The 12,897-nt window shown below is 42.6% G+C and carries 13 protein-coding genes; 4 read left to right on the forward strand and 9 right to left on the reverse strand.

Annotated features, from left to right (window positions below; all coding sequences use genetic code 11):
• Positions 1-97 precede the first annotated feature (97 nt).
• Together cls and uvsE are read left to right on the forward strand one after the other, a co-directional pair.
• A complete protein-coding gene (gene cls, locus JNUCC41_RS08235) occupies positions 98-1,300 on the forward strand; it encodes a cardiolipin synthase (RefSeq protein WP_192207278.1) in 1,203 nt (400 codons plus the stop codon).
• Between the two features lie 28 nt (positions 1,301-1,328).
• A complete protein-coding gene (gene uvsE / locus JNUCC41_RS08240) occupies positions 1,329-2,282 on the forward strand; it encodes a UV DNA damage repair endonuclease UvsE (protein WP_192207279.1) in 954 nt (317 codons plus the stop codon).
• 50 nt (positions 2,283-2,332) lie between these two features.
• On the opposite strand, the gene argS is transcribed toward uvsE, so the two are convergent.
• The 4 genes from argS to speE all read right to left on the reverse strand — a co-directional run bounded on the left by argS (position 2,333) and on the right by speE (position 6,442).
• Positions 2,333-4,003, reverse strand: coding sequence for an arginine--tRNA ligase (gene argS / locus JNUCC41_RS08245; RefSeq protein ID WP_192207280.1), 1,671 nt, complete (start codon positions 4,001-4,003; stop codon positions 2,333-2,335).
• Between the two features lie 3 nt (positions 4,004-4,006).
• The gene (locus JNUCC41_RS08250) at positions 4,007-4,447 is read right to left on the reverse strand and encodes a YwiB family protein (RefSeq protein WP_192207281.1); all 441 of its coding nucleotides are present in this window, start codon (positions 4,445-4,447) and stop codon (positions 4,007-4,009) included.
• A gap of 274 nt (positions 4,448-4,721) precedes the next feature.
• Entirely contained in the window at positions 4,722-5,600 is an 879-nt protein-coding gene (speB, locus tag JNUCC41_RS08255) for an agmatinase (RefSeq protein WP_192207282.1), read from the reverse strand.
• A 14-nt stretch (positions 5,601-5,614) separates the two neighbouring features.
• A complete protein-coding gene (gene speE, locus JNUCC41_RS08260) occupies positions 5,615-6,442 on the reverse strand; it encodes a spermidine synthase (protein ID WP_192207283.1) in 828 nt (275 codons plus the stop codon).
• A 207-nt stretch (positions 6,443-6,649) separates the two neighbouring features.
• Between speE and JNUCC41_RS08265 the strand changes: the two genes are divergently transcribed.
• Positions 6,650-8,716, forward strand: a complete 2,067-nt coding sequence (locus JNUCC41_RS08265) for a transglycosylase domain-containing protein (RefSeq protein ID WP_192207284.1) — start codon at positions 6,650-6,652, stop codon at positions 8,714-8,716.
• Between the two features lie 150 nt (positions 8,717-8,866).
• Here JNUCC41_RS08265 and JNUCC41_RS08270 read toward each other — a convergent pair whose 3' ends face one another.
• Positions 8,867-9,376, reverse strand: a complete 510-nt coding sequence (locus JNUCC41_RS08270) for a YwhD family protein (RefSeq protein WP_063589657.1) — start codon at positions 9,374-9,376, stop codon at positions 8,867-8,869.
• 34 nt (positions 9,377-9,410) lie between these two features.
• A complete protein-coding gene (locus JNUCC41_RS08275) occupies positions 9,411-10,091 on the reverse strand; it encodes a site-2 protease family protein (protein ID WP_228467575.1) in 681 nt (226 codons plus the stop codon).
• A 140-nt stretch (positions 10,092-10,231) separates the two neighbouring features.
• Between JNUCC41_RS08275 and JNUCC41_RS08280 the strand changes: the two genes are divergently transcribed.
• Positions 10,232-10,417, forward strand: coding sequence for a 2-hydroxymuconate tautomerase (locus JNUCC41_RS08280; RefSeq protein ID WP_034315897.1), 186 nt, complete (start codon positions 10,232-10,234; stop codon positions 10,415-10,417).
• Between the two features lie 29 nt (positions 10,418-10,446).
• On the opposite strand, the gene JNUCC41_RS08285 is transcribed toward JNUCC41_RS08280, so the two are convergent.
• The 3 genes from JNUCC41_RS08285 to JNUCC41_RS08295 all read right to left on the reverse strand — a co-directional run bounded on the left by JNUCC41_RS08285 (position 10,447) and on the right by JNUCC41_RS08295 (position 12,755).
• Positions 10,447-10,956: a YwgA family protein gene (locus JNUCC41_RS08285; RefSeq protein WP_076368383.1), complete on the reverse strand. Its 510-nt coding sequence runs from the start codon at positions 10,954-10,956 to the stop codon at positions 10,447-10,449.
• Positions 10,957-10,988: 32 nt separating this feature from the next.
• On the reverse strand, positions 10,989-12,296 hold the full coding sequence (locus JNUCC41_RS08290) for an HD domain-containing protein (protein WP_192207285.1): 1,308 nt from the start codon (positions 12,294-12,296) through the stop codon (positions 10,989-10,991).
• Between the two features lie 237 nt (positions 12,297-12,533).
• A complete protein-coding gene (locus JNUCC41_RS08295) occupies positions 12,534-12,755 on the reverse strand; it encodes a YuzB family protein (protein ID WP_192207286.1) in 222 nt (73 codons plus the stop codon).
• Positions 12,756-12,897 lie beyond the last annotated feature (142 nt).

Raw genomic sequence — 12,897 nt, forward strand, 5'->3', positions numbered from 1 at the left:
CTTCATTCTAAAAAAATGAAATCCTCTCCCCACTTTTTAATGGTTACTAACAGGGAATTAGAGCCAAACTAAATATAATCATTTAGGGGGGATTTTTTTGAAGATAATCACTACGATTGCCTCTATATTTTTATTGATCTTCTCTTGGTGCTGGGTTGATTTCAAGATAGGGCATAAGCGTTATTTGAAGCACGCAACCAACATAAAATACCCGACTCGGAACAGCGACATGACTGTATTCACATCAGGGAAACTCCTGTTTGATGATTACATGAAGGAAGTAGAGCAAGCTAAGGATTCAATCCATATTCTTTTTTATATTGTAAAAAATGATAAATTCAGCAAGGACTTTTTGAAGTTACTACAATCAAAAGCGGAAGAGGGCGTGGAAGTGCGTCTTTTAGCCGATTGGGTAGGAAGTAAAAAGATGTCCCGCCAAATCATTCAGGAGCTAACTAAAAGCGGTGTTCATTTTTCTTTCAGCTTTAAGCCGAAACTCCCCTTCCTTTTCTATACAATACAAAAAAGAAATCACCGTAAGATTACGGTGATAGATGGAAAAATCGGCTATCTTGGCGGCTTTAATATCGGTAAGGAGTATATAAACCAAGGGGAGAAGCTGAACCCGTGGAGAGATTACCATTTAAAACTGACCGGGGAAGGGGTAAAGGACCTTCAGGAAGTCTTCCTCTCGGATTGGTTCTATGATACAAACGAGGATTACAGAGGAACGCCTGCTTATTTCCCGACATTGACTCCCGGAACGCAGGCACAGCAGTTTGTCGTCACGAATGGCAGTGATCTTGAACAGTCACTTACACACATAATTCGGCAAGCCACTAAAAAAATCATTATCGGGACTCCATATTTCATTCCCAGTGAAACTTTATTTCAAGAATTAAGGGAAGCACTTGCACGCAATGTCTCCGTTACGATCATCGTACCTGAGATTTCAGACCATGCCCTTGTCAAGGAGGCTTCTTTTCCCTATTTCCGGGTACTAATAAAAGAAGGGGCTGAAATCATGCAGTTTCAAAGAGGGTTCTACCATTCTAAAGTGATTCTGATCGATGATATAATGTGTGATATCGGTACGGCTAATTTTGATAAACGCAGTTGTTTTTTAAATAGTGAAATCAATTGCATCGTATTTGACCGGACATTCATAGAAGATGTAGAAAAGGAGTTGGCGGTGGACCTAGCCGAATCCAAGCCGCTAAACGGGGACGCGCTTTCCAACATCAATGTAGTCCGTTCAGCAAAAGAATCGCTTGCTGCCATCCTTTCTCCTTTTCTTTGACATCCAGTTCCTCAAGGAGAAAAATATAATGAAAATAAGATTTGGATTCGTATCCAATGCCACCTGTTTATGGGAAGCTTCTCCGGCTAAGACACTTACTTACAAGCGATATAGTTCACTTGGCGCCGAAAAAGGAATGGAAAAACTCCTGGATGTGACAAGGCAGAACATTGAAAATACCTTAAGGGTCCTTCAATATAACACGGCACACCAAATAGAAATATACCGGATGTCCAGTTCCATTGTTCCTTTAGCCACACATCCCGAACTAGAATGGGATTTCGTTACACCTTTAAAAAAGGAGTGGAAACAGCTTGGCGATTGGGCCACTGAACACAAGATGAGGATCAGCTTTCATCCCAATCAGTTTACTCTGTTTACCAGCCCAAAACCCGAGATTACACAAAATGCCGTAAAAGATATGGAGTTCCATTATAAAATGCTTGATGCAATGGGCATTGCGGACACCTCTTTCATCAATATCCATGTCGGTGGGGCCTATGGTGATAAAGAGTCCGCCCTTGTAAGGGTTCATGACAACCTTAAATCGCTGCCTATGCACGTCAAGGAAAGAATGACTTTTGAGAATGATGATAAAACCTATACAGCATCTGAAACCCTGAGCGTATGTAAGGGGGAAGGCATCCCACTTGTATTCGATTATCACCATCATCTCGCAAATCTTTCAGATGAGCCGCTTAACGAACTGCTCACCGAGGTATTCACCACTTGGAGACAAGCAGGAGCGGTACCAAAGATTCATATTTCATCCCCAAAATCGGCAGGTGCATTTCGCTCGCACGCAGATTATATCGATTTGGACTTCATCATGCCCCTTTTTAAAGTGCTGAAGGGTCTTGGACAGGACGTCGATTTCATGATCGAGGCCAAGATGAAGGATCGGGCAATGTTGCAGCTGATTGAAGATATAGCTAAGGTTCGTGGTGTAAAAAGGGTAAGCGGCGGTGCCGTCGAGTGCTAATTAACCTAAAAAAAAGCGGCTTGTTTCGTTAGAAACAGCCGCTTTTTCCATTACATTTTTTCCGGTGCCGATACCCCGATGATGGCTAATGCATTCTTTAAGGTAATTTGGACGGATTTGACCAGTCCTAAACGCGCCTTACTTCTTTCCATCTCTTCAACATCCAAAACCTTATCTGCATTGTAGAAACTGTGGAATGTAGAAGCCAGGTCAAATATATAATTCGTCATGCGGTGAGGCATCCGTTTTTCGGCTGCTTCCGCAATTGCCTGCGGGAATTCTCCTAATTTCTTCAAAAGCTCCACTTCTTTTTCAGTAGCCAGGGCAGAGAAATCAGTGACGCCCTCATAGCTGATCCCTTGTTCCACACCTTGGCGTAAAATGCTAGAAATCCGGGCATGGGCATACTGTGCATAATAAACCGGGTTTTCATTGGACTGTGAAACTGCAAGATCCAAATCGAAATCCATATGAGTATCCGCACTTCTCATCGCAAAGAAATAACGGGTTGCATCGAGACCCACTTCATCAATAAGGTCACGCATCGTAACTGCTTTACCGGTACGCTTACTCATCTTCATTTTCTCGCCATCCTTGTACAGGTGAACAAGCTGGATGATTTCCACTTCAAGCTGCTCGCGTTTGTACCCCAATGCTTCGATCGCCGCTTTCATACGCGGTATATAGCCGTGGTGGTCTGCACCCCAGATATTGATCAGCGTTTCAAAGCCGCGCTCCAATTTATTACGGTGATAGGCAATATCCGGTGTCAGATATGTGTAAGACCCATCCTGCTTAATAAGCACCCGGTCTTTATCATCGCCTAGTTCAGTAGAGCGGAACCATGTAGCCCCATCTTCCTCGTAGACATGGCCCCTGTCCCTCAACACTTTGAGTGCCTCATCAATTTTACCGTCTTGATATAGAGATGTTTCGGAGTACCATACATCGAATCCGACACGGAAATTAGCCAAATCCGTTTTCAGTTTTTCCATTTCATATTTCAAGCCATACTCACGGAAAAATTCAAAACGTTCCTTTTCATCGGCATTTACATATTTATCCCCAAATTCACTGGAAAGCGTTTTACCGATGCCAATGATATCTTCGCCATGATAGCCGCCCTCCGGCATATCCTTTTCGAGGCCAAGTGCCTGGAAATAGCGGGCTTCTATGGAAATGGCCAAATTATTAATTTGGTTTCCTGCGTCATTGATATAGTATTCACGTGAAACATCATAACCTGCTTTAGATAGGACATTACATAATGTATCACCTACTGCTGCACCACGGGCATGACCAAGGTGAAGATCACCGGTCGGGTTCGCGGAAACGAACTCCACTTGGATTTTTTCGCCTTTACCAAAGTCACTTTCCCCATATGCTTCATCCACTTTCAAAATGACAGGAACCAATTCTGTCAAATAGGAATTATTCATGTAGAAGTTGATGAAACCAGGTCCTGCAATCTCAATTTTTTCGATGGATGCTTTTGAGTTGTCAAAGTTTTCGATGATTGCCTCTGCTATCATCTTTGGCGCTTTCTTTGCAATCTTCGTTAATTGCATGGCCATATTCGTGGAATAATCTCCGTGTGTCTTATCTCTTGGCAGTTCCAATACAACATTTGGAATCTGCTCTTCCGTTGCCAACCCAGCTTTAATGACTGCCGCTTTAATCTCTTCTTTCAGTTTTTCCTGTACCTCTTTTACTATATTCATGCGCTATGCTTCCTCCTTGTAGGAAATCGTCATCTCATATTGACCGGGTTCGCTTCCCTGCATATGTAACGTATATTTAAGGACAAGTTTCCCTTGTTTGGTCTGTTCATCCCATTGATGATGTATCTTCTTCGCGGTCGTCCGTAATCCTAACCTGCCATATATACTTTCATAATGTCCATTTGTCGCTTCCTGCAGGCGGAAAAGCTGCCTCATTTTAATGGCGCCATTTCTAAGCAGGATCGTTTCATCCGGTTTGTGCTTGATGGTCGTTTGTGTTTGACCGGCTTCATTTTCCTCTTTATATTGCAAATATAAATCTGCACCTTTATACATTTTTGTACCAAATGTCACCAGCTCATACGTTTCCGTTTCTGAGCCGTGCATGATTTTTGTCTGTAAAGTCACTTTAATAGCATGCTTATCTATATCATGAAGAGTCAAAGCTACACTTCCTTCATCATGTCGTTCTTAACTTTATAAGTATAAATATTCTTCAAGGAAGTTTCAACTTGGAGCGGAAAATAAAGTGTAAAACCAAAAGTGTGGGGATAAACTGTCGAAATCATGTTGTTGCCATTCATTTGATTTTAACGCAATAATGACTCATTGGGGCGGAATTATTCAAAAAGGGTCCTTCAGTATAAAATTCTTTTCCTGAATGGATAAAAAAAGACCATTCCCGCAAAAAAAACGGGAACAGTCAAGTCTTCCATCATTAACCTTTTTGAACCCAACCTAGAATCATTTCGCGAATCAGCTTGCTCGCCGTGTTCGCAGTTTGCTCGGATGGATCATAAATCGGTGCCACTTCTACTAAATCGCAGCCGACTACATTAATCTCGGACCGTGCTATCTCATGAATCGAAGCCAAAAGCTCTTTGGAAGTGATGCCTCCACAATCAACGGTTCCTGTCCCTGGCGCGTGCGCAGGATCAAGAACATCGATGTCGATCGTCACATATACAGGACGACCAGCTAACTGCGGCAGTACTTCTTTCAGAGGTTCAAGAACTTCAAATTTAGAGATGTGCATGCCATTTTCTTTTGCCCATTGGAATTCTTCCTTCAAACCGGAACGAATGCCGAAAGAGTATACATTTTTCGGGCCGATAAGTTCTGCGGATTTACGGATGATGGACGCATGGGAAAGCGGCTCCCCTTCATAATCCTCACGTAAATCTGTATGGGCATCCATATGGATTATGGCCATATCGGGATACTTTTTGAACATGGCTTTAATGACTGGCCATGTGACAAGATGTTCCCCTCCCATGCCCATTGGGAACTTACCTGCATCCAACACGCTGTCGACAAATTTTTCAATCATATCGATACTGCGCTGCGGATTGCCGAATGGTAATGGAATATCCCCGGCATCAAAGAATTTAACTTCCTCTAATTCACGATCTAAATATGGACTGTACTCTTCCAAACCAATCGAAACTTCACGAATCCGGGTAGGGCCGAATCGAGAACCCGGACGGAAACTTACCGTCCAGTCCATCGGCATGCCGTATAGTACAGCTTCTGATTCCTCAAAAACAGGGTGGCTTTTAATGAATACATTGCCTGAATAAGCTTCATCGAATTTCATGGTCCATGCCTCCCTTATTTCACTAAATCTTGAACGAATTTAGGCAGAACGAATGCTGCTTTATGAAGTTCTTTTGTATAATATTTAGTCTCCATTTCATGGAAACGATCTTCAGTCACTTCTAATGGATTATATTTTTTCGACCCGATCGTGAATGCCCAAAGGCCGCTTGGATATGTCGGGATATTCGCTAAATACAGGCTGGTGATTGGGAATATTTCTTTCACATCTCGTTGTACATCGCGAATTAAGTCCGCTTTAAACCAAGGGTTGTCGGATTGTGCCACAAAAATCCCGTCTTCTTTCAAAGCTTTGGAAATCCCGGCATAAAAACCTTTTGTGAATAAATTGACAGCAGGTCCGACAGGTTCAGTCGAGTCAACCATGATCACGTCATATTCATTTTCACTTTTGGCGATGTGCATGAAACCATCCCCAACTTGTACGTCTACACGCGGATCTTCAAGCATGCCTGCAATTTCAGGCAGGAATTTCTTTGAGTATTCGATAACTTTCCCATCGATATCAACCAATGTAGCTTTTTTTACGCTTGGATGTTTTAGGATTTCACGGATAACTCCTCCGTCCCCTCCGCCTACAACCAAAACGTTTTCTGGATTAGGATGGGTAAATAAAGGAACATGGGCTACCATTTCATGGTAAACGAATTCATCGCGCTGTGAAGTCATTACCATGTCATCCAGCAATAGCATATTGCCCCACTCTTCCGTTTCAATCATATCAAGCTTTTGAAACTCGGTTTGCTCCGTATGTAAAGTACGATTCACTTTCATCGTAATACCAAAATTCTCTGTTTGTTTTTCAGTAAACCAAATGCTCATTTATTAACGCTCCTTTTCCATTTCATATTGTCAGTTACCTTATAGGTTCCCCAAAATCGGTATAGTCATTAGCTAGAAAAATTATAGACGAATCTAGCAGAATTGCAAGATAAATTTCATAAATGCAGTTCTTATGTTTAAAATTTTCTTTTTTTTCCATAATAGTAATAGATACTAGATTCTTACCTGATAAGAGAGGTGAAAGCAATGGAATTGATTCCAAGCGAACGATTTAAAAGGACAACTAAATATGTACGGGCCATCATCATCCTTGCCACAATCGGGCTCACGATACTCTTTGTATTGCTTCTCTCCTTACTGATTTATGCAAAAATATTAGGTCCTCCCCCTTTGGTCGTACCGCAGTCCACTCTCTATTATAGTGATAATGGAAATGTGATCGGTGAAACTGATAATGGCCAGAAACGTTATTGGGCCGGAATGGAGTCGATTTCACCACAGCTCATCCAAGCGACTGTCGCCGTTGAGGACCGCCAGTTTTACACTCATAATGGATTTGATATAAAGCGGATCGGCGGTGCCATCCTTGCTGATATTAAGGCAATGTCCAAAGTCCAGGGTGCAAGCACCATAACCCAGCAGTATGCCAGGAACCTGTTTCTTGGGCATGACAAAACGTGGTCGCGTAAGTTTAATGAGGCTTTTTATACGATACGTTTAGAAATGAACTACTCCAAAAAGGAAATTCTAGAAGGCTATTTAAATACGATTTACTATGGCCACGGCGCATATGGAGCCCAAGCTGCAAGTCAATATTACTTTGGCAAGGATGCCAAGGATTTGACTCTTCCTGAAGCGAGCATGCTGGCCGGAATACCAAAAGGGCCGTCAAACTATTCACCATTGGATAACTTTGAAAAAGCGAAATCCAGGCAGAAAGTTGTCCTGCAAGCCATGAAAAACAAAAACTACATTTCAGGAAAAAATATTGCGGAAGCGTTACGGACATCCCTTACATTAAAGGGCGAGCACGGAATGGTCACCAATAAGACCGCTCCCTATTTCCAAGATGCCGTCAAACAAGCTTTAAAGTCCCAGCTTCATTTGGATGACCGGACGATCGAGCTCGGCGGGCTTAAGGTCTATACTACTCTGGACGAAACCCAGCAGGATGCCGCCGAAGAGGTTCTTTCCAATACCATACCCAAATCTTCAGGCATTCAAGCCTCGATCGTGGCAATGGATCCTGATTCCGGGGAGGTCCGTGCGCTCGTCGGCGGTAAAGATTATTCCGAGTCGCCATTCAATCGAGCTACACAGGCCGTTCGCCAGCCTGGTTCAACCATGAAGCCATTGCTATATTATTCAGCGCTGGAGAACGGGTTCACACCGTCCACCACCTTAAAGAGTGAGACAACTACATTTTCTTTCGATGATGGTCACTCATCTTACACACCGCATAATTACAACCATCAATATGCGGAAGGCGAAATCACGATGGCCCAAGCCATTGCTCTTTCCGATAATATCTTCGCCGTAAAAACGCACTTGTTCCTTGGGGAACAGACATTGGTCGATACGGCGCATCGTTTCGGAATCACGGCAAAGATGGATGCGGTTCCTTCCCTGGCACTCGGTACGTCGGGTGTAAGGGCGATTGAAATGGTGAACGCATATAGCATTCTGGCCAACGGCGGCAAGAAGGTTAAGCCCGTGTTTATCAAAAAGGTTGAAAATCAAAAAGGTGAAGTGATTTTTGATGAAAATGAGAAACCGGAACAGATTTTGGATGAGGACAAGGCATTTGTCATGACCCAGATGCTAACAGGTGTTTTCGATAAAACCTTAAATGGCTATACGAAAGTGACCGGCAGCACCATCAGTTCCCAGCTGACCCGCCCATATGCCGGCAAATCAGGCTCCACCCCGACGGATAGCTGGATGATCGGTTACACACCGGAGCTTGTAGCAGGAGTATGGACTGGATATGATCAAGGCAAAAAGATCGAGATCCCTGCTGAAAAAGGCTATGCAAAGAAAATCTGGGCTTCCTATATGGAAAAGGGTCTAGAAGGGAAACCGGCAAAATCGTTTAAGGAAACCAAAAACGTAATCGGGGTGAAGGTAAATCCCGTAAGCGGAAAATTGGCCACAAAGGATTGTCCTGTCTCAAGATTGACTTATTATGTTAAAGGAACCGAGCCTGTCGAATACTGTGCCGAGCACTTTAAGGGTGAGGATCCGAAACATGCCCCAAAAGAAGAACATAAAAAGGCCCCGTGGTACAAAAAAGTCTTAAAACCTTGGGGATAACGAAAAACCCCCGAAGCCGGCAGCGGCTTCGGGGGTTTTTCTGTCCTAGTTCCACAGTGACTAAACTGCTGTCTTTAAGTTTACTGATTTTATCGCTTTCCTACAAGTGCATTTTTCACTAAACTTAACATTTCATCCATTAAACAAGATTCAAACCGTCAATGATTCCTTCAGCTGATCTGAAGAACGCTCCCACATTCCTGCATCATGGTTTTTCAGGAAGTCTGCAAGCACACGCTTTGATTTATCGTCCATGTCCTCGACGATGATTTTTCGTTTCAGCGATTTATCCATCCGGTTAACATGCTCCGGAAGCGATTTGTAACCGCGTCTAATTGACCTGTCGACCATCATTTCACATGCCGTCACACCTGCATAGTGAGGACCGTTTTGAGTGGCTTCAATGGTCACCCAAACAAGCCAGTAAGGTTTGGCATTCGGGACTTCCTCTTTAGTCTTTAAAAACTTGATCCCTTTTTCCACTGCACTTCTTGCATGCATCGCGCCGATATCGACCTCTGCTTCACCTGCATCCACATCGATGATGACCGGAGAAATATTATCGAGCGTCAAAACCCCTGCTCCATATCCGCCATGACCTTCTGTAGGGTCGTTTTTTATAATATTGAAGCCGACCTTTTTCTTTGGTTGTTCTTCCATGTTTGTATCCCCCTTTATCGTTTGTCATTCCTTATTATTGATTAAAAAACAAAAGTGAAAAAAATTGACTCAGGATGCCTCCTACAAATTTAATACCAGTATCCATAATCGGTCTGATTGTATAATCGCCCAGCGGTGTGATGATCAGAATCAAAAAAATAAGGGAGCCATATTGTTCATACTGGGTCATTTTTGCCCGCAAGTCAGCTGAAACAAGATCCTGTACGATCCTATAACCATCGAGCGGCGGCAGCGGTATCAGATTAAATACAAATAAAAGGACATTTAAATTTATGAGTATCTTTAAGAACGGCTCGACGAAAAACGGTAAATCAGGTCCAACTCCTGCTGCAAGCAATCCGTAAAAAATCAAAAACCCCAAAATTGCAACAATCAAATTACTGAACGGACCGGCAAAAGAGACGAGCACTCCTGCCAATTTTGGATTTTTGAAATGAAAACGATTAACCGGTACAGGTCTCGCCCAACCAAATCCGGCTATTAATATCAGCAATGTTCCGATCGGATCCAAATGGGAAATCGGATTCAATGTGACTCTTCCTTCATTCTTTGCAGTCGGGTCACCGAACTTATAGGCCACATAAGCATGGGAAAATTCATGAACCGTAAATGCGATTAACAGTGACACAATGACATATGGAAGCTGCTCCAAAGGATAAACCAAAAACCGTTCTATTTGCTCCAAGAATTGCATCGATAGCTTCTCCCCCATTGTTTATTACCGTTAGTATACATCAAAAGTCCAAGAAGTGAAAAAACTCTGACTTCCGTGTCTTGCAATTCTTTTTCCATTGTGAAACACTACAAGATAAGAGAGGAAGGGGGGGAAAAGAGATGCCATATGTAACAGTCAAAATGCTTGAAGGCCGTACAGACGAACAAAAAAAGGCTTTAGTCGAAAAGGTGACTGCAGCCGTTACGGAAACAACTGGAGCACCAGCTGAAGCCGTGACGATTTTCATTGAAGAAATGTCAAAAAATCATTTAGCAGTAGCCGGTGTCCGTAAAAGCGATTTATAAGCTTTACATAATGGGGAAAAGCTAAGCCGTCAATTCGGCTTAGCTTTTGTTTTTAACTGCTCAATATATTCATATGCCTCATCAATTTCTTCAAGCGTATATTTTTGTTTGCTTTTCAGCGTGAAAATTTTCTCGGTGACTTCCTCTTTTTCAAGCGTGTCGAAGTATAACACCGTTGAAACCAGCTCCAAAAACCGGGCATTCTGTTCGTTCATATCCAATAAGCATGCCTCAAGTGCCGGCATCTCCACTTCCTGTATGGATAGGAAATCCTGGCCGGCATCCGTTATCGAATAACAATATTGATAATAGCCTGCTTTTTTTTCCCTCACTTCATTCAAGTAACCCATTTCGCAGAGCTCTTCAATCCGTAAGGTCAACTCCTCCGAATACGGTCCGTAAAAGTGAAATTGAAACTTTTCATGAAATGGGAAGGAAAGCTTCTTCGCGATATAAACGATTTTTTGCAACTTTTTCCGACCCGAGATTTCACCTGCAGTAGAAATTGCATTGATAATGTTTGCATGATCCTTAAACAAGGCTCGTCACTCCTCACCAAAAATGTACCACTTTAATCCGATAGCTCCAAAAGCTTACGAATCTGTTTTTTTATATTTTTCTTCGTAGATTCATCACGCAATAAATCCGCTGGATAATACAACTTATGATCCGTTCTTCTTTTCCCTGAAATTGCATCGACAATTTCGGATTCACGCGATAATTCACGAATTTCGCCATTATTTTTCAGCAAGTGAATCGGCAGTCTCTCCTCTTCCTCACCTGGCCGGTAAAAATCATACGGCAGATCTGATGAAGAATCGACGACAAGATAATAATCCGGATCGATGCCTGCCTTCTTGAATAGCGTCCTTAATTCCATCAACCTGTTCATTTGACTGTTCGATGGATGGAATTCCACATATTTAAATAGTTTACGGTTAACGAAGCGAGTGCATAAATCTTTTAAAATCGCATCGTTCTCCTCTTCCCATGCTTCGAAATAATAGAGCATCACCGCTTCATCCATTTTCAAGTAGTCCGTTAAAGTCACTTCTCCCTTGAACAATGAATAAAAATGGTGCGGTTCTTGAGCAAACTCATAACCGGATTCATATAAATGCTTCGCCCTATGTAGAATCTTGGTAAGTATGACCTCCGCACTTCTCGTAACTGGATGGAAATAAACCTGCCAGTACATTTGGTAGCGACTCATGATGTAATCCTCAACCGCATGCATCCCGCTTTGTTTTATGACGGCATGTTCTTCCCTTGGCCTCATTACACGCAAAAGCCTTTCCATATCGAAATGTCCATAACTAACGCCAGTGAAGTAAGCATCACGCTGTAAATAATCCATTCTATCGGCATCGATCTGACTTGAAATCAGGCTGACTACTAATTTGCCTTTATAGGTTTTCGCTATGACTTCTGCCACTTTTTTAGGAAAATCACGTCCAACTCTAAGGAGGATCTTATTCACTTCCGTATCGCCGAGGATTATTTGCCGCGTGAATTGCTCATGATCCAGGTCAAACACTTTTTCAAAAGAATGAGAGAAAGGACCATGTCCCAAATCATGCAGCAGTGCTGCGCATAAGGATAGTAACCGTTCCTCAGGTTTCCATTCCGGTCTGCCCTCGAAAACATCATCCACGATTCTCCGGACAATCTCATATACTCCAAGCGAATGGCTAAGCCGACTATGTTCCGCACCATGAAAGGTCAAATAAGTCGTTCCCAGCTGTTTGATCCTTCTAAGACGCTGGAATTCCTTCGTCCCTATTAAATCCCATATAACCCGGTCACGAACATGTATATATCGGTGCACCGGGTCCTTGAATACCTTTTCTTCTTGTAATTTTTCGCCGGAATATTCCATGAACTTCCCTCTTTTTCATAATCTCGATGCACTCATTATAGCGTGTTTTGACAAAAAACCCTAACATCCACCTTGCTAGCAAGAGAGGTCCCTTTGTAAGAAAACGGAAGTTTCAGTCTGATTTTGTCTTGAAAATAAGAAAATAAAAAATCACCGCAGTGTGTTGAATTCTGGGTGATGATCACTTGTTCCATTTATCTTAAGCAAACAATCCACTCTACCTATATATCATGGATCCTACTTTAGTTTTTTATTGATTTTATCTAGTAACTCGTCTTCTGTCGGTGCAGCAACTGGACGGTTATTGACAAAGGCAAAAGACTTCTTTCTGCCAGGACCGCAATAGGATTGACAGCCCACTTCAATTTTCGCGTCGGGATCAAGCTTTTCAAGACGCGGGATCAATGTTTTAACGTTTACCGCCAAGCAGTCATCGCACACTCTGAATTCATTGGACATCCTCCGGTCACCATCCTTTCCATGACAAACTATTTTTCATCCATTTATATGACTAAAGGGTATTTTACCGCTTCTACTTATGAATATCAAGAGGGCTTGATCATGTGAATAGGAAAGGGCAGCCACTGTAAAAGGATGTAAT

Origin of the sequence: Brevibacillus sp. JNUCC-41 (genome assembly GCF_014844095.1) — a bacterium.
Lineage (GTDB): Bacteria > Bacillota > Bacilli > Bacillales > DSM-1321 > Peribacillus > Peribacillus aracenensis.

Coding starts and splice junctions, on each gene's coding strand:
- uvsE (WP_192207279.1), top strand. CDS start 1,329: ATGAAAATAAGATTTGGATTCGTATCCAATGCCACCTGTTTATGGGAA.
- argS (WP_192207280.1), bottom strand. CDS start 4,003: ATGAATATAGTAAAAGAGGTACAGGAAAAACTGAAAGAAGAGATTAAA.
- speB (WP_192207282.1), bottom strand. CDS start 5,600: ATGAAATTCGATGAAGCTTATTCAGGCAATGTATTCATTAAAAGCCAC.
- speE (WP_192207283.1), bottom strand. CDS start 6,442: ATGAGCATTTGGTTTACTGAAAAACAAACAGAGAATTTTGGTATTACG.
- JNUCC41_RS08265 (WP_192207284.1), top strand. CDS start 6,650: ATGGAATTGATTCCAAGCGAACGATTTAAAAGGACAACTAAATATGTA.
- JNUCC41_RS08270 (WP_063589657.1), bottom strand. CDS start 9,376: ATGGAAGAACAACCAAAGAAAAAGGTCGGCTTCAATATTATAAAAAAC.
- JNUCC41_RS08275 (WP_228467575.1), bottom strand. CDS start 10,091: ATGCAATTCTTGGAGCAAATAGAACGGTTTTTGGTTTATCCTTTGGAG.
- JNUCC41_RS08280 (WP_034315897.1), top strand. CDS start 10,232: ATGCCATATGTAACAGTCAAAATGCTTGAAGGCCGTACAGACGAACAA.
- JNUCC41_RS08290 (WP_192207285.1), bottom strand. CDS start 12,296: ATGGAATATTCCGGCGAAAAATTACAAGAAGAAAAGGTATTCAAGGAC.
- JNUCC41_RS08295 (WP_192207286.1), bottom strand. CDS start 12,755: ATGTCCAATGAATTCAGAGTGTGCGATGACTGCTTGGCGGTAAACGTT.